The sequence below is a fragment of the Pedococcus bigeumensis genome (assembly GCF_039531795.1).
GTDB classification, from domain to species: Bacteria; Actinomycetota; Actinomycetes; order Actinomycetales; family Dermatophilaceae; genus Pedococcus; species Pedococcus bigeumensis.
This window is the reverse complement of record NZ_BAAAQS010000003.1, coordinates 120,351-139,582: the sequence shown is the minus strand read 5'-3', so window position 1 is coordinate 139,582 and position 19,232 is coordinate 120,351. Positions and strand designations below refer to the sequence as shown.

Genomic DNA, 19,232 nt, shown 5'->3' with positions numbered 1-19,232 from the left:
GCCTGTCCGCCCAGGTGAGCCTCTCCCCGGGCGCCGATGTCGTGTGCACCATCACCAACACGGCCCCGGCAGACCCGAAGCTGACCCTCGTGAAGTCGTCCACGACCACGCAGCTCACCCAGGTGGGTCAGCAGGTCCCCTACTCGTTCCTGGTGACGAACACCGGCAACGTGACCGTCACCGACCTGTCGGTCGCCGACACGCAGCTCGCGCCCGCGGTGCAGGCGAACATGTCTGCGGTCAGCTGTCCCTCGACGACGTTGGCGGCAGGTCAGTCGGTGACCTGCACGGGCACGTACACCGTGACCCAGGCCGACCTGGACAACGGTGAGCTCAAGGACTCGGCGACCGCGACGGGCGAGACGCCGTCGGGACCGGTGACCACGCCGCCGTCCGCTGTGACCATCCCCGGGAACTCGAGCCCGTCGATCTCGATCGTGAAATCGGCCAACCCGACGGTGGTCGCCGCGGCGGGTGACACGGTGGCGTACTCGTTCGTGGTGAAGAACACCGGCAACGTGACGCTGCACGACGTGGCGGTGGACGACACGTTCACGGCTCCGGCTGGTCCGGCACTGGCGATCTCCTGCCCGAAGACGGTGCTGGCCCCGGACGAGTCGGAGACCTGCACGGCCAGCTACTCGGTGACGCAGGCCGATGTCGATGCCGGCAGCATCCTGAACTCGGCGACCTCGACGGGCACGCCCCCGACCGGTCCGCCCGTCGTCTCACCTCCCTCGACCGCTGTCGTCAACACGCCCTCACCCGAGCCGTCGATCTCGATCGTGAAGTCGGCCAACCCGACGGTGGTCGCCGCGGCGGGTGACACGGTGGCGTACTCGTTCGTGGTGAAGAACACCGGCAACGTGACGCTGCACGACGTGGCGGTGGACGACACGTTCACGGTGCCGGCTGGTCCGGCACTGGCGATCTCCTGCCCGAAGACGGTGCTGGCCCCGGACGAGTCGGAGACCTGCACGGCCAGCTACTCGGTGACGCAGGCCGATGTCGATGCCGGCAGCATCCTGAACTCGGCGACCTCGACGGGCACGCCCCCGACCGGTCCGCCGGTGGTGTCACCCCCGTCCACGGCAGTCGTCACCGCCAACCCCTCCACCGGGTTGTCGTTGGTGAAGTCGGCGGTGCTGAGCACCGACGCGAACGGTGATGGCAAGGCGGGGGTCGGGGACGAGATCTCGTACTCGTTCCTGGTCACGAACACTGGTGCGGTCACGCTGCACGGCGTCACGGTGGTTGACCAGCTGGTCGCTCCGGCGGGTCCGGCGCTGACCGTGACGTGCCCGGCCGGTGACCTGGCTCCGGGTGCGGACCTGACCTGCACGGCGAGCCCGTATGTGGTGACCCAGGCTGATGTCGATGCTGGGTCGGTGGCGAACTCGGCCACCGCCACGGGTGTCCCGCCGACCGGTCCGCCGGTGGTGTCGCCGCCGTCGGACACCACCACCCCGACCCCGTCGAACCCCGGCATCAGGCTGACCAAGGTCGCCTACCTGGACGACCGGGACGGGGACGGCAAGGCAGGCGTGGGAGAGCTGATCTCCTACGAGTTCACCGTGGAGAACACCGGATCCGTGACGCTCACGAACGTGCACGTCGACGACCCGATGCTCGCCCAGCGACACCTCACCATCACGTGCCCGGGGGACTCTCTCGGCCCCGGCGACGTCATGGTCTGCGTGTCGAGTGACTACACGGTGACCCAGGCCGAGGTGGATGCTGGCGTCGTGGCCAATGTCGCGACCGCGACCGGTGTCCCCCCGCACGGCGACCCGGTCGGTTCGCCGCCGTCGAAGGCAGACGTCCCGACCACGACGGCTCCGCCCACCGAGGAGCACCCGGCCTCGTCTCTCGCCTTCACCGGCTCCAACGTCTTCGGAGCGGTGACGCTCGGCGGGCTGCTGCTCCTGGCGGGCCTGGCGCTCACCCTGGTCACCTCCCGCCGCAGGACTGATGCCTGATGCGAGAGACGACCGACACCAAGGACAGGTCCGACGGCAAGAACAGCCTGACCATGAACACTCCGTCGAACGTCCGACGGGTGGTGGCCGGCTGCCTCCTCGGTCTGGCCGCCGCCTCACTCGCCTCGTGCTCCGATGCACCGGAAAGACGGGCGGACTCCGCCAAGGCGCCCACCTCGGCCACCGCGAGGGCGACCGCCGCCGACGTGGTGGGCGCCAAGGCCGACCTCTCCGGGTTCAGCTGCTCGGCTGACGACAAGGGCAGCTGGACCGCGTCGGGGACGCTGCACAACAACCTCGGCACAGCGCAGACCTACCGCCTGCTGGTGTCCGTGGCGAAGGTGAAGACCGGCACCGTCCTGGGATCGGTCGCCAAGTCGTACGACCTGAAGGCCGGCGAGGAGCGGAAGGTGACCTTGCCGGACTTCGCCGACGGAAATCAGGCCAAGGGTCTGAGCTGTGTCTCCCACGTGGTCCGGGGCACCGCCACGTAGCCGAAGGGGGTCGAAGGGGCGCGCCGGACTCGGCGCGCCCCTTCGGCGTGGGTGGGCCCGACCACGGCGTGGCCGGGTCCGAAGCGGTCGAGGGCAGGTCCGTCCCCGAGGTGGCGTCGAAAGATTTCAACAAAGTGTTGACTCCGTCACATCGGTGCTCCTATCCTTCCATCATTCGTAAACAGGTTTCCACCATTCGGAAGATCTCCGGAGTGTTCGGGAAGCCATCCGCGCCACCACGCCTGACCCGCGAGGGTCGACGGGCACCGCTAGGAGCACCATGAGCTTCGTCCTCGGACCCAACCAGTACGGCAAGGCGGAGAACCGCGTCGTCCGCGTCTACCGCGACACCGCCCGCCACGAGATCCGCGACCTCAACGTGTCGACCGCCCTGCGCGGCGACTTCACCGAGGCGCACACCACCGGTGACCAGGCCAAGGTCCTGCCCACCGACACCCAGAAGAACACTGCCTTCGCGTTCGCCAAGGAGCACGGCGTCACCTCCCCGGAGGACTACGCCCTCACCCTCGGGCAGCGCTTCCTCGACGTCACGCCCGCCGCGACCGCCAGCCGGATCGAGGTGGAGGAGTACGCCTGGGACCGCATCGAGGTCGGCGGCACCGGCCACGACCACGCCTTCGTCAAGCGCGGCGGTGAGGTGCGCACCACCGTCGTCACCCGTGACCGCAGCGGCGACGAGCCGCGCGCCTGGGTGGTCTCGGGCGTCAAGGACCTGGTCGTCCTCAAGTCCACCGGCTCGGAGTTCAAGGGCTACCTCAAGGACGAGTACACGACCTTGCAGGAGACCGACGACCGCATCCTCGCGACGTCCCTGGTGGCGCGCTGGCGCTACGAGACCACCGAGGGCGTGGACTGGAACAAGTCGTTCGACGACGTGCGCTCACTCCTCCTGGAGACCTTCGCGACGACCTACAGCCGGGCGCTGCAGGAGAGTCTCTACGCGATGGGCTCGGCCGTGCTGGCCGCCCACCCCGAGGTCGCGGAGATCAAGTTCTCGGCGCCGAACAAGCACCACTTCCTGGTCGACCTCGCGCCGTTCGGTCTCGAGAACCCCGGTGAGGTGTTCATCGCTGCCGACCGGCCCTACGGGCTGATCGAGGCGACGGTCCAGCGCGAGAACGGCTCGGACGCCGGCGACGCCTGGCTCACCGTGCCCGGCTTCTGCTGACGCGACCCGGCAGCCCGGCCCACCGCAGCACCCGCAGCACCCGTAGCACCGGCAGCACCCGCAGCACTCTCGCGCAGCACCCACCCTGCAGCACCCGCAGCACTCTCGCGCAGCACCCACCCTGCAGCACCCTCCTTCTGCACCCCTCCTCGCGGAGCCTCCCGAAAGGTGCCTGTCATGAGCACAGCCACCGCAACACCCAAGTCCCAGCGCGCCTCCCGCCACCCGGTGGACGAGGTCCTGCCCATCCCGAAGCTCGCGATCTACGGCTTCCAGCACGTGCTGGCGTTCTACGCCGGCGCGGTGATCGTGCCGATCCTCCTGGCCAGCGCCATCGGTCTGTCGACCCAGGAGCTCATCCACCTCATCAACGCCGACCTCTTCACGTGTGGGATCGCCTCGATCATCCAGTCCGTCGGGTTCTGGAAGGTGGGCGTGAAGCTGCCTCTCCTGCAAGGGGTCACGTTCACCGCAGTGTCCCCGATGATCGCCATCGGCCTGGCCGCCGGCGGGGGGACCGACGGGCTGCTCGTGATCTACGGGGCGGTCATCGTGGCGGGTCTGTTCACCTTCCTCGTGGCTCCCTACTTCAGCCAGCTGATCCGGTTCTTCCCGCCGGTCGTCACCGGGACGGTGATCACGATCATCGGCCTCGCGCTGCTGCCGGTGGCCGCAGCGGACGCCGCGGGTGGCGCCGGCCCCACGCTCGACCCGTCCAGTGGGCGCAACCTCGCCTACGCGCTCGGCACGCTCGCCCTCATCGTCGCGATCCAGCGGATCTTCAAGGGCTTCATGGCCACCGTGGCCGTCCTCATCGGCCTGGTCGTCGGCACCGTGATCGCGTGGATCCTCGGTGACGCGCACTTCGACTCCGTGTCGGGTTCGGGCTGGATCGGGGTGACCACGCCGTTCCACTTCGGCTGGCCCAAGTTCTCGGTGGCCGCGATCATCTCGATGGTCGTCGTCATGCTCATCACCGCCGTCGAGACCACGGGCGACGTGTTCGCCACCGGTGAGATCGTCGAAAAGCGGATCGGCAAGGAGGACATCGCCCGTGCCCTGCGCGCCGACGGCCTCGCCACCACGATCGGAGGAGTGTTCAACTCCTTCCCCTACACCTGCTTCGCCGAGAACGTCGGCTTGGTGCGACTGACCCGGGTCAAGAGCCGTTACGTCGTCGCCACCGCCGGGCTGATCATGGTCGTCATCGGCCTGATCCCCAAGGCCGGCGCCATCGTCGCGGGCATCCCGCACCCCGTCCTCGGCGGCGCCGCGCTGGCGATGTTCGCCACCGTCGCCGTCGTGGGCTTCCAGACGCTCTCCCGGGTCGACTTCCACGACCACCGCAACGTCGTCATCGTCGCCACCGCGGTCGGCCTCGCCATGTACGTCACCGCGCAGCCCGACGTCGCCAAGGCGGTCCCGGACTGGGCCCAGATCATCCTGGGCTCGGGCATCACGCTCGGCTCGATCACCGCCATCGTGCTCAACTTCCTCTTCCACCACGTCGGGTCGAACCGTGGCCCGGCGGTGGCCGGTGCGCCGGGATCGCTCGTGCGGCTCAGCGAGGTCAACCAGATGTCGCGCGAGGACTTCGCCGACACGTTCGGCAGCCTCTTCCAGGGCCCTCGCTGGGTGGTCGAGCGGGCCTTCGACTCGCGGCCGTTCAGCGACACCAGCGACCTGCGGCGCGCGTTCCAGGAGGCGTTGTTCTCGGCCACCGAGGACGAGCAGCGCCAGCTGATCGACTCCTACCCCGACCTCGGTGCCGACAGCGTGGCCGAGGGCGACGAGGGGCCGGACTCCCTGCGCGACCAGTCCTCGCTCGGGCTGACCCGGCTCGACGAGAAGAGCCACGGCGAGCTGGCCGAGCTGACCTCGCAGTACCGCGACCGCTTCGGCTTCCCGCTCGTGACGTGTGTGCGCGACCGCGACTCGTTCGACCAGGTGGTGCGCACGGGCTGGGAGCGGCTCAACAACTCCCAGGCGCAGGAACACGCCTCGGCCCTCGTGGAGATCGCCAAGATCGCCGGCTACCGGTTTGATGACCTCGTGGCCGACGCGAACCCGATCCACTCCGCGCGCACCCGGTCGGTGGAGGGCCGATGACGCTCGAGCTGACCCTCGAACGCCTCAACGCACTGCCCGAGCGCGAGCTGGAGGAGCGGCTGACCGCGTGCCTCCCGGTGCCCAGATGGGTCGCCGCCGTCCGTGACGGCCGACCGTATGCCGCGTGGCCGGAGCTCGAAGCCACCGCCGGCGCCGCCGCCCAGCACCTCGACGACGAGGAGCTGGAGGCGGCGCTGGCCGGCCACCCGCGGATCGGCGAACGCGCCGCGAGCCCGCACCACAACGCTGCTGCCAGCGCCCGTGAGCAGGCCGGGGTGGACCCGGCCGACGCCGAGGTGGCGCGCGCGCTCGCCGAGGGCAACGCGGCATACGAGAGACGGTTCGACCGGGTGTTCCTCATCCGGGCGGCCGGCCGGTCCGCGCCGGAGATCCTCGCCGAGCTCGACCGGCGGCTCGGCAACGACGACGACGCCGAGCGTGAAGAGACCGTGACCCAGCTGCGCGAGATCGCGCTGCTCCGACTCCGACAGGTGGCCTCCTGATGGGAACCCTGAGCACGCACGTCCTCGACACCAGCCTCGGCAAGCCTGCCGCTGGCATCACGGTGGTGCTGGAAACCGTTGCGGGTCAACCGATCGGCGACGGCATCACCGACGGGGACGGCCGCATCGGGGGCATCGGTCCGGAGCGCCTGGAGGCGGGCGACTACCGGCTGAGGTTCGCCTCGGGTGGCTACTTCGCGGCGCGCGGCGTCGAGGGCTTCTACCCGGAGGTGGTGGTGGTCTTCACCATCGCCGACGCCGACCAGCACTACCACGTGCCGGTGCTGCTCAACCCGTTCGGCTACTCCACCTACCGGGGGTCGTGACCATGGCGACCGTCCCACGGCTGGTCCTGGACGGTTGCACGGTGGTGACGATGGACCCGGTCCGCACCGAGCACGCCGTCGGGCACGTCGTCGTCGAAGGGACGCGCATCGTCGCCGTCGCTGCGGGCCGCTACGTCGACGACGGCACCGTCGCAGACGTGGTGGATGCCTCGGGGTGCCTGGCCACCCCCGGCCTGGTCAACACCCACCACCACCTCTACCAGTGGGCCACCCGCGGGCTGGCGGTCGACGCCACGCTGTTCGGCTGGCTCACCGAGCTCTACCCGGTCTGGGGCGGCATCGACGAGGACATCGTGGGGGCGGCCGCGGCGGCAGGTCTGGGCTGGCTGGCGCGCACGGGCTGCACGACGTCGATGGACCACCACTACGTCTTCCCCACCCAGGGCGGCGACGTCCTGGGCGCCGAGATCGAGGCGGCGCGACGGATCGGCCTGCGGTTCCTGGCCACCCGCGGGTCGATGGACCTCGGTCAGAGCCAGGGCGGTCTGCCGCCCGACCACGTGGTGGAAGACCTCGACACGATCCTCGCCGCGACGGCGGGCGCGGTCGACGCGCACCACGACCCGTCGCCCGACTCGATGCTGCGGATCGGCGTCGCCCCGTGCTCGCCGTTCTCCGTGACGGCGGACCTTCTGCGCGAGTCTGCGGCCCTGGCGCGTGACCGCGGGGTGCGGCTGCACACCCACCTGGCCGAGACGGTCGACGAGGGGCGCTACTGCGCCGAGCGGTTCGGGCTGAGCCCGTTGGCCTACCTCGAGTCGCTCGGCTGGCTCGGCGACGACGTGTGGCTCGCCCACGGCATCCACTTCGACGGCGACGCGATCGGAGCGCTGGCGATCTCGGGCACCGGCGTCGCGCACTGCCCGTCGTCGAACGCCCGCCTGGGCGCTGGTGTCGCTCGCACCCGTGACCTGCGCGACGCCGGCGTGCCGGTGGGCCTCGGCGTGGACGGGGCTGCGTCGAACGAGGCGTCCTCCCTGGTCGAGGAGGCGCGGCACGCGCTGCTCTTCGCCCGCGCCCGAGGCGGTCCCGAAGCCCTCGGCGTGAGGGACGCCCTCGAGCTCGCCACCATCGGCGGCGCTCGGGTGCTCGGTTGGGACGACCAGATCGGGTCGCTCGAGGTCGGCAAGCTGGCCGACGTCGCCCTGTGGCGGCTCGACGGGCTGGGCCATGCCGGCATCGTCGACCCGGTCGCGGCGCTCGCCCTCGGCTCCCAGCCCCCGCTCGAGCTGTTGCTCGTCGGGGGCAGGTGCGTCGTCTCGGGTGACGGCCTCGTCACCGCCGACGAGCAACTGCTTGCGGCACAGGCGGTTTCGGCGGGGGAGCGGTTGCTGTCGCGCCACCGTGCCGCGCCCGCGCACCGCTCCGCCACGCTCTGAGACGACCGCCCCGGCGGTCTTGACGCTCGGGTGGCCTGACGCCTACCCTCTCACTAGTTGGAAAAGTGATTCCATGATACGGAAATATCGATGAACAGCCAGAAGGAGATCGTCGTGACGGACCATGGACTGCGCTACGAGGTGAACTGCTCGATCCTCTTCACCGAGCTGCCGCTCCTCGAGCGGCCCGCCGCCGCGAAGGCCGCCGGCTTCGACGCCGTGGAGTTCTGGTGGCCGTGGCCCGACCAGCCGGTCCCCGGCGACCGCGAGGTGGACGCCTTCGTCGGCGCCATCTCTGACGCGGGGGTGCAGCTGGTCGGTCTGAACTTCTTCGCGGGCGACCTGGCCGGACCCGACTGCGGGGTGCTCTCGATCCCCGACCGCGTGCAGCAGTTCCGCGACAACGTCGACGTCACGGTCGGCATCGGCGAGCGGCTCGACGTCACGGCGTTCAACGCGCTGTTCGGCAACCGGGTCGACGGGGTGTCGGCGCAGGAGCAGGACGAGCTCGGTCGTGAGTCGGTCGGCTTCGCCGCCAAGGCCGCCGACCGGATCGGGGCGACCGTCCTGGTCGAGTCGGTCAGCGGCCCCAAGCCCTACCCGCTGCGCACGGCAGCCGACGCGGTGGCGGTCGTCGACGACGTGCGGGCCGCGGGTGCGGGCAACGTCGGCTTCCTCCTCGACCTCTACCACCTGGCCGCCAACGGCGACGACCTCGACGCCGCGGTCGCGGCCTACGCCGACCGCACCGCCCACGTGCAGATCGCCGACGCGCCCGGTCGCGGCGAGCCGGGCTCGGGTGACCTCGACCTCCAGCGCCACCTCGGCGCCCTCGCCGCGAGCGGGTATGCCGGGTGGGTGGGTCTGGAGTACAAGCCCACCACCGCAACCACCCCCGAGAGCTTCGGCTGGCTGCCGCGCGAGCGCCGTCGCGCCGCCCGACCCTGACCCCACCCCTCGGTTCGAGCTGATCCCCGAACCGACTCCGGTCCGCGACCACCTCGAACCGAACACCAAGGAGCACGACATGACCACCATCGCCTTCATCGGACTCGGCATCATGGGCAGCCCCATGGCCGTCCACCTCCAGGACGCCGGGCACGACGTCGTCGGCTACAACCTGCACCCCGACAAGACCAAGCCGCTCGTCGAGGCCGGCGGCACCGCGGCGACCTCGGTCGCCGAGGCCGTCCGTGACGCCCAGGTGGTCGCGGTCATGGTCCCCGACAGCCCCGACGTGCAGGACGTCCTGCTCGGTGAGGACGGCGTGTTCGCGAACGCCAAGGAGGGCACGCTGGTCATCGACTTCTCCAGCATCCGCCCCGACGTGACCGTCGAGCTCGCCAAGGCCGCGCAGGACAAGGGGTTCCGGCTCCTCGACGCCCCGGTCTCCGGTGGCGAGGCCGGCGCCAAGAACGCCGCGCTGTCGATCATGGTCGGCGGCTCGGCAGCGGACTTCGCCGAGGCCAAGCCGCTCTTCGACGCGGTCGGCAAGACCGTCGTCCACGTGGGCGGCAACGGCGCGGGCCAGACCGTCAAGGCGGCCAACCAGCTCATCGTGGCCGCCAACATCCAGGCCCTGGCCGAGGCCGTGGTCTTCCTCGAGGCCTACGGCGTCGACCTCGGCCCCGCGCTCGACGTGCTCGGTGGTGGTCTGGCCGGCTCCAAGGTGCTCGACCAGAAGCGCGACAACATGACGAAGAAGTCCTTCGATCCGGGGTTCCGGATCGACCTGCACCACAAGGACCTCGGGATCGTGACGAGTGCCGCGCGGGAGGCCGGGGTGGTCGTACCCCTCGGCGGGCTCGTCGCCCAGCTGATGGCGTCGGCCCGGGCGAACGGCGACGGCGGCCTCGACCACTCGGCCCTGCTGCGGGGCGTCCAGCGCCTCTCCGGTCAGAACCCCTGACCCTCCCTCGAACCTCCCTGACCTCTTCCGAACCAGGAGCACCACCATGGCACGCATGACTGCGGCCCAAGCGGCCGTCGAGATCCTCAAGAAGGAAGGGGTGACCAACGTCTTCGGCCTGCCCGGAGCGGCGATCAACCCCTTCTACAAGGCGATGCAGACCAACGGCGGCCTGCACCACACCTTGGCCCGCCACGTCGAGGGCGCCTCCCACATGGCCGAGGGCTACACCCGGGCCAGGGCCGGCAACATCGGCGTCTGCGTCGGCACCAGTGGTCCCGCCGGCACCGACATGATCACCGGGCTCTACTCGGCCAGCGCCGACTCGATCCCGATCCTGTGCATCACCGGGCAGGCGCCGGTCGCCAAGCTGCACAAAGAGGACTTCCAGGCCGTCGACATCGCCTCGATCGCCGGGCCGCTCACCAAGATGGCGGTCACCGTCCTCGAGCCGGCCCAGGTGCCGGGCACCTTCCAGCAGGCGTTCCACCTGATGCGCTCGGGGCGCCCCGGCCCGGTGCTCATCGACCTGCCGATCGACGTCCAGCTGGCCGAGATCGAGTTCGACGTCGAGACCTACGAGCCGCTGCCGGCCTACAAGCCGGCTGCCACCCGCCCCCAGGTCGAGAAGGCGCTCGACCTGCTGGCCGCCAGCGAGCGGCCGCTGATCGTCGCGGGCGGCGGGATCATCAACGCCGACGCGGCCGGTCTCCTGGTCGAGCTGGCCGAGCTGACCGGCGTCCCGGTCATCCCCACGCTGATGGGGTGGGGCACCATCCCCGATGACCACGAGCTCAACGCCGGCATGGTCGGCCTGCAGACCAGCCACCGCTACGGCAACGCCACCATGCTCGAGTCGGACTTCGTCCTCGGCATCGGCAACCGGTGGGCCAACCGCCACACCGGTGACGTCGAGACCTACACCAAGGGCCGCACGTTCGTGCACATCGACATCGAGCCGACCCAGATCGGCCGGGTCTTCGCGCCCGACTACGGGATCGTCTCGGATGCGAAGGCGGCGCTGCAGCTCCTCGTCGAGGTGGCTCGAGAACGACGGGACGCGGGTCGGCTCGCCGACCGCAGCGCGTGGGCGCAGTCCTGTCAGGACCGCAAGCGCTCCATGTTGCGCAAGACCAACTTCGAGGTCACCCCGATCAAGCCGCAGCGGGTCTACCAGGAGATGAACCGTGCCTTCGGCAAGGACGTCCGCTACGTCTCGACGATCGGCCTGTCCCAGATCCAGGCGGCCCAGCTGCTGCACGTCTACAAGGACCGGCACTGGGTCAACGCCGGCCAGGCGGGTCCGCTCGGCTGGACCGTCCCCGCGGCCCTCGGCGTCGCCACCGCTGTGCCGGACGAGACGGTGGTCGCACTCTCCGGTGACTACGACTTCCAGTTCATGATCGAGGAGCTGGCGGTCGGGGCGCAGTTCAACATCCCCTACATCCACGTCCTGGTGAACAACGCCTACCTCGGCCTGATCCGGCAGTCGCAACGCGGGTTCGACATGGACTACTGCGTCCAGCTCTCTTTCGACAACATCAACAGCCCCGAGGTCGGTGGCTACGGCGTCGACCACGTCAAGGTCGTCGAGGGACTGGGCTGCAAGGCGATTCGCGTCTTCGACCCCGAGGAGATCCACTCCGCCCTGGAGAAGGCGAAGGCGATGGCCCAGGAGTACCGCGTGCCGGTCGTCGTCGAGGTCATCCTCGAGCGCGTCACGAACGTCTCGATGGGCCTGTCCATCGACGGCGTCACCGAGTTCGAGGAGCTGGCCGCCGGCGGCGCCGACGCCCCGACGGCGCTCTTCGCGAACCTGGACTAGGGCTGTCGATGCCTCGCATCCTGCTCGCCCCCGACAAGTTCAAGGGCACCCTGACGGCCGCCGAGGTCGCGAGGCACCTGTCGATCGGCGTGCGCTCGGTCCTGCCGGAGGCGGACGTGGCCGTCATCCCCGTCGCCGACGGGGGTGACGGCACCCTCGCCGCAGCCCTCGCCGCGGGCTTCACGCGGGTGCCGGTGCAGGCCACCGGCCCGACCGGTGTGCCGTGTGGGTCGGCCTACGGCCTCCGCGGAGCGGAGGCGGTGGTCGAGCTGGCCGAGGTGTCCGGACTGGCGCAGCTGCCCGACCGCCGGCCGGCGCCGCTCACTGCCACGAGCAGGGGGACCGGCGAGCTGATCGCCGCCGCGCTGGACGGGGGCGCGCGGCGCGTCGTCGTCGGGATCGGCGGGAGTGCCTGCACCGACGGTGGGGCCGGCCTGCTCCAGGCACTCGGCGCCACCATCCAGACCGCGACCGGCAGCGTCGTCGGGGCCGGTGGGGTGGGGCTGCTCGACGCGGCCAGTCTCGACCTGAGCGGGCTGCATCCCGGGCTGGCCGGGGCCGAGCTCGTCGTCGCCTGCGACGTCGACAACCCCCTCACGGGCAGCCGTGGGGCGGCGGCCGTCTACGGCCCGCAGAAGGGCGCCGGCCCCGCGGACGTCGAGCTGCTCGACTCCGCCCTGACCCGCTGGGCCGACCTCGTCGCCCGGGCCACCGGCGCTGACCGACGGGACGCGCCGGGAGCAGGAGCGGCAGGTGGGGTCGGCTTCGGGCTGATGGCCGTCCTCGGCGCGACGACCCGACCGGGGGCCGAGCTGGTCTTCGAGCTCACCGGCCTGCCGGACGCCGTCGCAGGTGCCGACCTCGTCGTGACCGGCGAGGGCTCGCTCGACGCCCAGACCCTGCACGGCAAGGCCCCGGCGGCAGTGGCCGCACTGGCCCGCGACAAAGGGGTGCCTGCCGTGGCGGTGGCCGGCCAGGTCACGCTCACTCCCGATGAGCTGGGAGCGGCAGGGCTGCACGCGGCCTACGCGCTCGTCGACGAAGGGGCTTCGCGGCAGGAGGCGCTGGACGCGCCCGGGCCGCTGCTCGAGCGGATCGGTGCGCGCATCGCGCGCGAGCACCTCGGAGGTGGGCGATGAGGGTCGCCCGCGTCGGTCCACCGGGATCGGAACGGCCGGTGGTGGTCGCGCCCGACGGCACGCTGCTCGACCTGCGCGGTCTGACCCACGACATCGACGCCGCCTTCCTGGCGGAGCTGGGCACGGTCGACACCACTGCGCTGCCACGCCTTGCCGGCGACGCTGCCCCACGGTTCGGCCCACCAGTGACCCGGCCCGGCAAGGTGGTCGGCATCGGTCTCAACTACCGCGACCACGCGGCCGAGGCGAGGGTGCCGCTGCCCTCCGAGCCCGTCGTCTTCCTCAAGGCCCCGACCGCGGTGTGCGGGCCCACCGACGACATCCGGCTGCTGCCGCGATCGGTCACGACCGACTACGAGGTCGAGCTCGGGGTCGTCCTCGGTGCGCCACTCACCCACGAGCGCGATACCGACCGCGCGTTGGGGGCCGTCGCCGGCTACGTGCTGGCCCACGACGTCTCCGACCGGGCGCTGCAGCTCGAGCGCGGTGGCACGTGGACCAAGGGCAAGTCGGCCGACACCTTCTGCCCGGTCGGACCGTGGCTGGTCACGCCCGACGAGCTCGGCGACCCGGCGCGGGTCAGGTTGCGGCTCACCGTGAACGACGTGGTGCGCCAGGACGGCTCCACCGGCGACATGCTCTTCTCCGTCGCCGAGCTGCTCTGCTACGTCAGCGGGCTGATGACCCTCGAGCCCGGCGACCTCGTCATCACCGGCACGCCGGCAGGGGTGGCGATGGGCCACCCTGAGCCCCGCCCCTACCTGCGGCACGGCGACGTGGTGGAGGTCGAGGGCGGCGTCCTCGGCAGCCACCGGAGCCGGGTGGTGGACCACACCCGTTCCGCCACACCGGCAGCGGCGAGCTGAGGCAGGGATTACGGTCATGACAGGTTCGGTGGACGGCTCCGGGAAGAGGTCGGGCGTGACGGCAGAGGTGGTCCTGCGGGCAAGGCGTGCCGTGGTCGACGGCGCGGAGGTCGCGGTGGCGGTCTCCGTCGCGGACGGGCGCATCGTCGCGGTCGAGCCCTACGACACCGAGGTGCCCGGCGCCCGCGTGGTCGACCTGGCCGACGACGAGGTGCTGCTCCCCGGCCTCGTGGACGCCCATGTCCACGTGAACGAGCCCGGCCGCACCGACTGGGAGGGCTTCGCGAGCGCCACGCGCGCCGCGGCGGCCGGTGGCGTCACGACGATCATCGACATGCCCCTCAACTCCATCCCGCCAACCACCACGGTGGCGGCCCTCGAGGAGAAGCGCGCCGTCGCCCGCGACCAGGCCTGGGTCGACGTGGGGTTCTGGGGTGGCGCCGTGCCCGGCAACCTGCCCGACCTGCGCCCGCTCCACGAGGCCGGCGTCTTCGGCTTCAAGTGCTTCCTGCTGCACTCCGGCGTCGACGAGTTCCCCCACCTGTCGGCGGCCGAGCTGCGCGAGGCCCTGGCGGAGACTGCGACCTTCGGCGGGCTGGTCATCGTGCACGCCGAGGACGAGCAGACCATCGAGTCGTCACCCCACCCCCACGGCCCCGGGTATGCCGGGTTCCTGGGTTCGCGTCCCAAGGAGGCGGAGGAGCGGGCCATCGCCGAGGTCATCGCCGCGACGCGGGAGACCGGGGGACGGGCGCACATCCTGCACCTGTCCGACGCCGACGCGATCCCGTTGATCGCCGGCGCCCAGGCCGAGGGGCTGCGCCTCTCGGTGGAGACCTGCCCGCACTACCTCACCCTCGACGCCGAGGAGATCCCCGACGGGGCGACGCAGTTCAAGTGCTGCCCGCCGATCCGCGAGCACGACAACCGCGACCGGCTCTGGGCCGGGCTCGAGGACGGCGTGATCCGGACGGTCGTGTCGGACCACTCGCCGTGCACCGAGGACCTCAAGCGGTTCGACTCGGGCGACTTCGGCGAGGCGTGGGGCGGGATCGCCGGCCTCCAGCTGGGCCTCCCCGCGGTCTGGACCGAGGCCCGCACCCGGGGACACTCCCTCGTCGACGTCGTCCGGTGGATGGGGGAGGGGCCGGCCGACCAGGTGGGCCTCGGTGACCGTGGCCGGATCGCCGTCGGCGCCACGGCCGACCTCGTCGTGTTCGCGCCGGACGAGTCGTTCACGGTCGACGTCACCTCCCTGCGCCACAAGAACCCCGTGTCGGCCTATGCCGGCCGCGCGCTCACCGGGGCGGTGCGCCAGACCTGGCTGCACGGCATACCGGTCGACATCGAGGCCGACCCGCGCGGTCGGCTGCTCACGAGATCGTCATGACGAGAGGACAGCGATGACCACGCCCCGCCCCACGACCACCCCCTACTACGTCCCGGCGGGAGGTCTGCCGCCGCAGACCCAGCTGACCACCGACCGGGCGGTGTTCACCGAGGCGTACGCCGTCCTGCCGCGGGGGACGATGACCGACATCGTCACCAGCAACCTGCCGTTCTGGGAGGGCACGCGGTTGTGGGTCATCGCCCGCCCGCTGTCCGGGTTCGCCGAGACCTTCTCGCAGTACATCGTCGAGGTGTCGCCCGGTGGTGGCTCCGACCGCCCCGAGGCCGACCCGAGGGCCGAGGGAGTCCTCTTCGTCGTCGCTGGCGGGCTCACCCTGACGCTCGGCGACGAGGCGCACGAGCTGGTCGAGGGTGGCTACGCGTTCCTCCCACCTGGCCAGGAGTGGACCCTGCACAACCGCGGCGAGGCGTCCGCGACCTTCCACTGGATCCGCAAGGCCTACCAGGTCGTCGAGGGCATCGAGGTGCCCGAGGCCTTCGTGACGAACGAGGCCGACGTCGAGGGCGGCGAGATGCCCGGCACGAACGGCGTCTGGACCACCCAGCGGTTCGTCGACCCGACCGACGTGCGGCACGACATGCACGTCAACATCGTCAACTTCGAGCCTGGCGGCGCGATCCCGTTCCCGGAGACGCACGTGATGGAGCACGGCCTCTACGTCCTCGAGGGCAAGGCGGTCTACCTGCTCAACAACGACTGGGTCGAGGTGCAGGAAGGCGACTTCATGTGGTTGCGCGCCTTCTGCCCGCAGGCCTGTTACGCCGGTGGTCCCGGCCGGTTCCGCTACCTGCTCTACAAGGACGTCAACCGGCACGCCGTCCTCAGCCGGCAGCTCGTCTAGGAGGCTGGGCGCAGGTGGGCATGATGGTCCGGTGACGGGTGGAGGTGGAGCATGACGCAGCCACGGCGACAGTCGGGCATCGTCAGCCTGCTCACCCGCGAGGACGCCTACGTGTCGGGACCCCAGGTGCTCTCCGAGCTCCGTCGCGTGATCGCCTCGGGGGCGGTGCCGCCCGGCAGCCCGATCCCCCTCGACGACGTGGCGACCTTCTTCGGGGTGAGCCTCATCCCGGTGCGCGAGGCACTCAAGACGCTGCTCGGTGAGGGGTTGCTGGAGCACCAGCCACGCCTCGGCTACACCGTCACGGCCCTCTCGCAGGCCGAGCTCGACGAGCTCTACGTCGTGCGCGGGGCGCTCGAGGCGGCCGCCCTGGAGGTGGCCGTGCGCCAGTCCGCCAAGGCCGACCACGACCGCGCCACCGCAGTCCACGCCGCCCTCGACCGGGCTGTCGCCTCCGACGACGCGGCGGCCTTCCAGCGAGCCAGCCGCGAGTTCCACGAGGCGCTCCTCGCGCCCTGCCGGATGCCACGGCTGCTGCACATGCTCGACATCGCCTGGAACCTCACCGAGCCGGTCCAGACCATGATGCGCACCACGGAGGAGGACCGGGCGGAGATGCGCGAGGACCACCAGCAGATGCTCGACGCCTTCGTCGCCCGCGACGCCGAGACCCTCAAGGCCGTCGCCGAGGCCCACCACGACCGGCTCACCGCCTGCATCGCCCGCCTCGGCGGCTGAGCTGCGCGGAGCCGGCTGCCGGCCGCCTGGATATACCCAGATATACGGTTCAAAGCCTTCTGTCCCAAGGGATCCCCTCCTAGCGTTCTCCGCAAGCACCCGCGGTGACGCGGTGGACAAAGGAGTCCGGATGAGCACCACCGAAAAGCCCTTCGAGACCGAGGAAGCGGCCGCTGCGGCCGGGTTCGCGACCCACCACGGGGAGCACGACCACGGCGCCGGCGCAGGCCTGATCAAGCCGTCGTACGACGAGCGCCTGACCAACGAGGACCTCGCGCCGCTCAAGGAGCAGAGCTGGTCCTGGTACAACATCTTCGCCTTCTGGATGTCCGACGTGCACAGCGTCGGCGGCTACATCACGGCGGGCAGCCTCTTCGCGCTCGGCCTCACGAGCTGGCAGGTCTTCGTGTGCCTGATCGTCGGCATCACGATCGTGCTCTTCTTCTGCAACCTGGTCGCCAAGCCCAGCCAGCGCACCGGTGTCCCCTACCCGGTGATCTGCCGGTCGGTCTTCGGGGTGCTGGGCGCGAACATCCCCGCCATCATCCGGGGGCTGATCGCGGTGGCCTGGTACGGCATCCAGACCTACCTCGCCTCCGCATCGCTCGACATCCTGCTCGTCCGCATGTGGCCCGGTCTCGAGCCCTACGCCGACGTGACGCAGCACGGGTTCCTCGGCCTGTCGACGCTCGGCTACGGGACCTTCGCCCTGCTGTGGGTGGCGCAGGCGGCGGTCTTCTGGACCGGCATGAACACGATCCGCAAGTTCATCGACTTCGCCGGGCCGGCGGTCTACGTCGTGATGATCGCGCTGTGTGTCTACCTGCTGTCCAAGGCGCACTGGAGCGTCAACCTCAACCTGTCGGACCACGAGCTGTCCGGCGGCAAGGTGTTCACCACCATGCTGGCCGCGACCGCCCTCGTCGTCTCCTACTTCTCCGGGCCGATGCTCAACTTCGGCGACTTCTCCCGCTACGGCCGCACCTTCGAGGCCGTGAAGAAGGGGAACTTCTGGGGCCTGCCGGTCAACTTCGTCTTCTTCTCGCTGCTGACCGTCCTCACCGCTGCTGCCACCCTGCCGGTCTACGGCAAGCTGATCACCGACCCGGTGGAGACCGTCGGCCACATCGACAACACCTTCGCCCTGGTCCTCGCGGCGCTGACCTTCACCACGGCCACGATCGGCATCAACATCGTCGCCAACTTCGTGTCACCGGCGTTCGACTTCTCCAACGTCAGCCCGCAGAAGATCAGCTGGCGGATGGGCGGCATGATCGCGGCGGTCGGCTCGGTGCTGCTCACGCCGTGGAACCTCTACAACAGCCCGGAGACGATCCACTACACCCTCGACACGCTGGGCGCCTTCATCGGCCCGTTGTTCGGAGTCCTCATCGCCCACTACTACGTGGTGCACAAGCAGCGGGTCTGCGTCGACGACCTGTTCACCCTCGACGAGGGCGGCGCCTACCACTACCAGCGCGGCTACAACCCGCCGGCCATCTGGGCCACCGCGATCGCAGCCGCCGGTGCCCTCGCGGCGGTGTTCGTCCCCGGTATCAACCGGTTCGACGACTACTCCTGGTTCATCGGCTGCGGCCTGGGCTTCGCCGCCTACGCGCTGCTCGCCCCCCGGATGGGCGTCAGCGACAGCCCGCTCGACGCGAAGACGTGTGTGAAGTGACCGTCCACCTCACCGTCATCAACCCGAACACGACGGCCTCGATGACGGCGCTGATCGAGGCGGAGGCTCGCCGGGTGGCGGGCCCGGGGACGGTCGTCACCGCCCGCACCCCGTCGATGGGGCCCGCCTCGATCGAGAGCCACTACGACGAGGCGCTGGCGGTGCCGGGCCTGCTGGAGGTCATCCGCGCGGACCAGCAGGCGGACGCGTTCGTGCTCGCCTGCTTCGGGGACCCGGGCCTCGACGCCGCCCGGGAGGCGGCCTCCAGACCCGTCATCGGCATCGCCGAGGCGGCGATGAAGACGGCGACGCTGCTGGGTCGCAGCTTCTCCGTCGTCACCACGATGAGCCGCACCGTGGGTCGCGCGTGGGACCTCACGCGCACCTACGGGATGGAGCGCCAGTGCGCCGGCGTGCACGCGTGCGACATCCCGGTGCTCGAGCTGGAGGAGGACCGCGACCGGACGTATGCCGTGATCCTCGCGTTCGCGAAGAACGCCCTGGCGGCCGACGGCTCGGACGCCATCGTGCTGGGGTGCGCGGGGATGGCCGGGCTGCCCGAGCTGCTCACCGAGCAGCTGGGGGTGCCGGTCGTCGACGGTGTCGCGGCTGGGACCCTCCTGGCCGAGAGCGTCGTGCGGCTCGGGTTGCGCCCCTCGACCCACGGCGAGCTGGCCCCTCCACCGCCGAAGGCCTACACCGGGGCGCTGCGGGGGTTCGGCCGCGGCTGACCTTCCACATCGCGAAACCCGTCTCCCGAAACCCTTGATTCAACAGTTTGTTGAGAAGTATCGTTCTGGGAACCAACGACAGGGCCGTCGT

17 protein-coding genes are annotated in these 19,232 nt (G+C 70.7%); all 17 read left to right on the top strand.

From position 1 onward, the window contains the following. Positions 1–14 precede the first annotated feature (14 nt). The 17 genes from ABD262_RS11225 to ABD262_RS11145 all read left to right on the top strand — a co-directional run bounded on the left by ABD262_RS11225 (position 15) and on the right by ABD262_RS11145 (position 19,141). Positions 15–1,979: a DUF7507 domain-containing protein gene (locus tag ABD262_RS11225; protein WP_344135720.1), complete on the top strand. Its 1,965-nt coding sequence runs from the start codon at positions 15–17 to the stop codon at positions 1,977–1,979. Beyond that, entirely contained in the window at positions 1,979–2,473 is a 495-nt protein-coding gene (locus ABD262_RS11220; protein ID WP_344135717.1) for a hypothetical protein, read from the top strand. Before ABD262_RS11225 ends, ABD262_RS11220 begins: the two co-directional genes overlap by 1 nt. 280 nt (positions 2,474–2,753) lie before the next feature. After that, positions 2,754–3,662 carry a factor-independent urate hydroxylase gene (gene pucL / locus ABD262_RS11215; protein ID WP_344135714.1) on the top strand — a complete coding sequence of 303 codons (909 nt, stop codon included), beginning with the start codon at positions 2,754–2,756 and terminating at the stop codon, positions 3,660–3,662. A gap of 177 nt (positions 3,663–3,839) precedes the next feature. After that, positions 3,840–5,771: a 2-oxo-4-hydroxy-4-carboxy-5-ureidoimidazoline decarboxylase gene (uraD, locus tag ABD262_RS11210; protein ID WP_344135711.1), complete on the top strand. Its 1,932-nt coding sequence runs from the start codon at positions 3,840–3,842 to the stop codon at positions 5,769–5,771. Next, positions 5,768–6,274, top strand: a complete 507-nt coding sequence (gene uraD, locus ABD262_RS11205; protein WP_344135708.1) for a 2-oxo-4-hydroxy-4-carboxy-5-ureidoimidazoline decarboxylase — start codon at positions 5,768–5,770, stop codon at positions 6,272–6,274. Before uraD (ABD262_RS11210) ends, uraD (ABD262_RS11205) begins: the two co-directional genes overlap by 4 nt. Next, positions 6,274–6,600, top strand: coding sequence for a hydroxyisourate hydrolase (uraH, locus tag ABD262_RS11200; RefSeq protein WP_344135705.1), 327 nt, complete (start codon positions 6,274–6,276; stop codon positions 6,598–6,600). Before uraD (ABD262_RS11205) ends, uraH begins: the two co-directional genes overlap by 1 nt. Positions 6,601–6,602: 2 nt before the next feature. Further along, positions 6,603–8,000 carry an 8-oxoguanine deaminase gene (locus ABD262_RS11195; RefSeq protein ID WP_344135702.1) on the top strand — a complete coding sequence of 466 codons (1,398 nt, stop codon included), beginning with the start codon at positions 6,603–6,605 and terminating at the stop codon, positions 7,998–8,000. Between the two features lie 90 nt (positions 8,001–8,090). Next, positions 8,091–8,948, top strand: a complete 858-nt coding sequence (locus ABD262_RS11190) for a hydroxypyruvate isomerase family protein (protein ID WP_344135699.1) — start codon at positions 8,091–8,093, stop codon at positions 8,946–8,948. Then, positions 8,848–9,909 carry a 2-hydroxy-3-oxopropionate reductase gene (locus tag ABD262_RS11185; RefSeq protein WP_344138158.1) on the top strand — a complete coding sequence of 354 codons (1,062 nt, stop codon included), beginning with the start codon at positions 8,848–8,850 and terminating at the stop codon, positions 9,907–9,909. Before ABD262_RS11190 ends, ABD262_RS11185 begins: the two co-directional genes overlap by 101 nt. A gap of 46 nt (positions 9,910–9,955) precedes the next feature. After that, positions 9,956–11,734, top strand: coding sequence for a glyoxylate carboligase (gene gcl, locus ABD262_RS11180; protein WP_344135697.1), 1,779 nt, complete (start codon positions 9,956–9,958; stop codon positions 11,732–11,734). 8 nt (positions 11,735–11,742) lie between these two features. Continuing rightward, on the top strand, positions 11,743–12,873 hold the full coding sequence (locus ABD262_RS11175; protein WP_344135695.1) for a glycerate kinase: 1,131 nt from the start codon (positions 11,743–11,745) through the stop codon (positions 12,871–12,873). Beyond that, positions 12,870–13,739, top strand: coding sequence for a fumarylacetoacetate hydrolase family protein (locus ABD262_RS11170; protein WP_344135693.1), 870 nt, complete (start codon positions 12,870–12,872; stop codon positions 13,737–13,739). Before ABD262_RS11175 ends, ABD262_RS11170 begins: the two co-directional genes overlap by 4 nt. Positions 13,740–13,755: 16 nt before the next feature. After that, on the top strand, positions 13,756–15,129 hold the full coding sequence (gene allB / locus ABD262_RS11165) for an allantoinase AllB (RefSeq protein WP_344135691.1): 1,374 nt from the start codon (positions 13,756–13,758) through the stop codon (positions 15,127–15,129). A 13-nt stretch (positions 15,130–15,142) separates the two neighbouring features. Further along, positions 15,143–15,991, top strand: a complete 849-nt coding sequence (locus tag ABD262_RS11160; RefSeq protein WP_344135689.1) for a bifunctional allantoicase/(S)-ureidoglycine aminohydrolase — start codon at positions 15,143–15,145, stop codon at positions 15,989–15,991. Positions 15,992–16,042: 51 nt separating this feature from the next. After that, entirely contained in the window at positions 16,043–16,729 is a 687-nt protein-coding gene (locus ABD262_RS11155; RefSeq protein ID WP_344135686.1) for a GntR family transcriptional regulator, read from the top strand. 130 nt (positions 16,730–16,859) lie between these two features. Further along, positions 16,860–18,410: an NCS1 family nucleobase:cation symporter-1 gene (locus tag ABD262_RS11150; protein WP_344135683.1), complete on the top strand. Its 1,551-nt coding sequence runs from the start codon at positions 16,860–16,862 to the stop codon at positions 18,408–18,410. After that, on the top strand, positions 18,407–19,141 hold the full coding sequence (locus tag ABD262_RS11145; protein ID WP_344135679.1) for an aspartate/glutamate racemase family protein: 735 nt from the start codon (positions 18,407–18,409) through the stop codon (positions 19,139–19,141). Before ABD262_RS11150 ends, ABD262_RS11145 begins: the two co-directional genes overlap by 4 nt. The last annotated feature ends 91 nt before the right edge of the window (positions 19,142–19,232 follow it).

Coding starts and splice junctions, on each gene's coding strand:
- ABD262_RS11220 (WP_344135717.1), top strand. CDS start 1,979: ATGCGAGAGACGACCGACACCAAGGACAGGTCCGACGGCAAGAACAGC.
- pucL (WP_344135714.1), top strand. CDS start 2,754: ATGAGCTTCGTCCTCGGACCCAACCAGTACGGCAAGGCGGAGAACCGC.
- uraD (WP_344135711.1), top strand. CDS start 3,840: ATGAGCACAGCCACCGCAACACCCAAGTCCCAGCGCGCCTCCCGCCAC.
- uraD (WP_344135708.1), top strand. CDS start 5,768: ATGACGCTCGAGCTGACCCTCGAACGCCTCAACGCACTGCCCGAGCGC.
- uraH (WP_344135705.1), top strand. CDS start 6,274: ATGGGAACCCTGAGCACGCACGTCCTCGACACCAGCCTCGGCAAGCCT.
- ABD262_RS11195 (WP_344135702.1), top strand. CDS start 6,603: ATGGCGACCGTCCCACGGCTGGTCCTGGACGGTTGCACGGTGGTGACG.
- ABD262_RS11190 (WP_344135699.1), top strand. CDS start 8,091: ATGAACAGCCAGAAGGAGATCGTCGTGACGGACCATGGACTGCGCTAC.
- ABD262_RS11185 (WP_344138158.1), top strand. CDS start 8,848: ATGCCGGGTGGGTGGGTCTGGAGTACAAGCCCACCACCGCAACCACCC.
- gcl (WP_344135697.1), top strand. CDS start 9,956: ATGGCACGCATGACTGCGGCCCAAGCGGCCGTCGAGATCCTCAAGAAG.
- ABD262_RS11175 (WP_344135695.1), top strand. CDS start 11,743: ATGCCTCGCATCCTGCTCGCCCCCGACAAGTTCAAGGGCACCCTGACG.
- ABD262_RS11170 (WP_344135693.1), top strand. CDS start 12,870: ATGAGGGTCGCCCGCGTCGGTCCACCGGGATCGGAACGGCCGGTGGTG.
- allB (WP_344135691.1), top strand. CDS start 13,756: ATGACAGGTTCGGTGGACGGCTCCGGGAAGAGGTCGGGCGTGACGGCA.
- ABD262_RS11160 (WP_344135689.1), top strand. CDS start 15,143: ATGACCACGCCCCGCCCCACGACCACCCCCTACTACGTCCCGGCGGGA.
- ABD262_RS11155 (WP_344135686.1), top strand. CDS start 16,043: ATGACGCAGCCACGGCGACAGTCGGGCATCGTCAGCCTGCTCACCCGC.
- ABD262_RS11150 (WP_344135683.1), top strand. CDS start 16,860: ATGAGCACCACCGAAAAGCCCTTCGAGACCGAGGAAGCGGCCGCTGCG.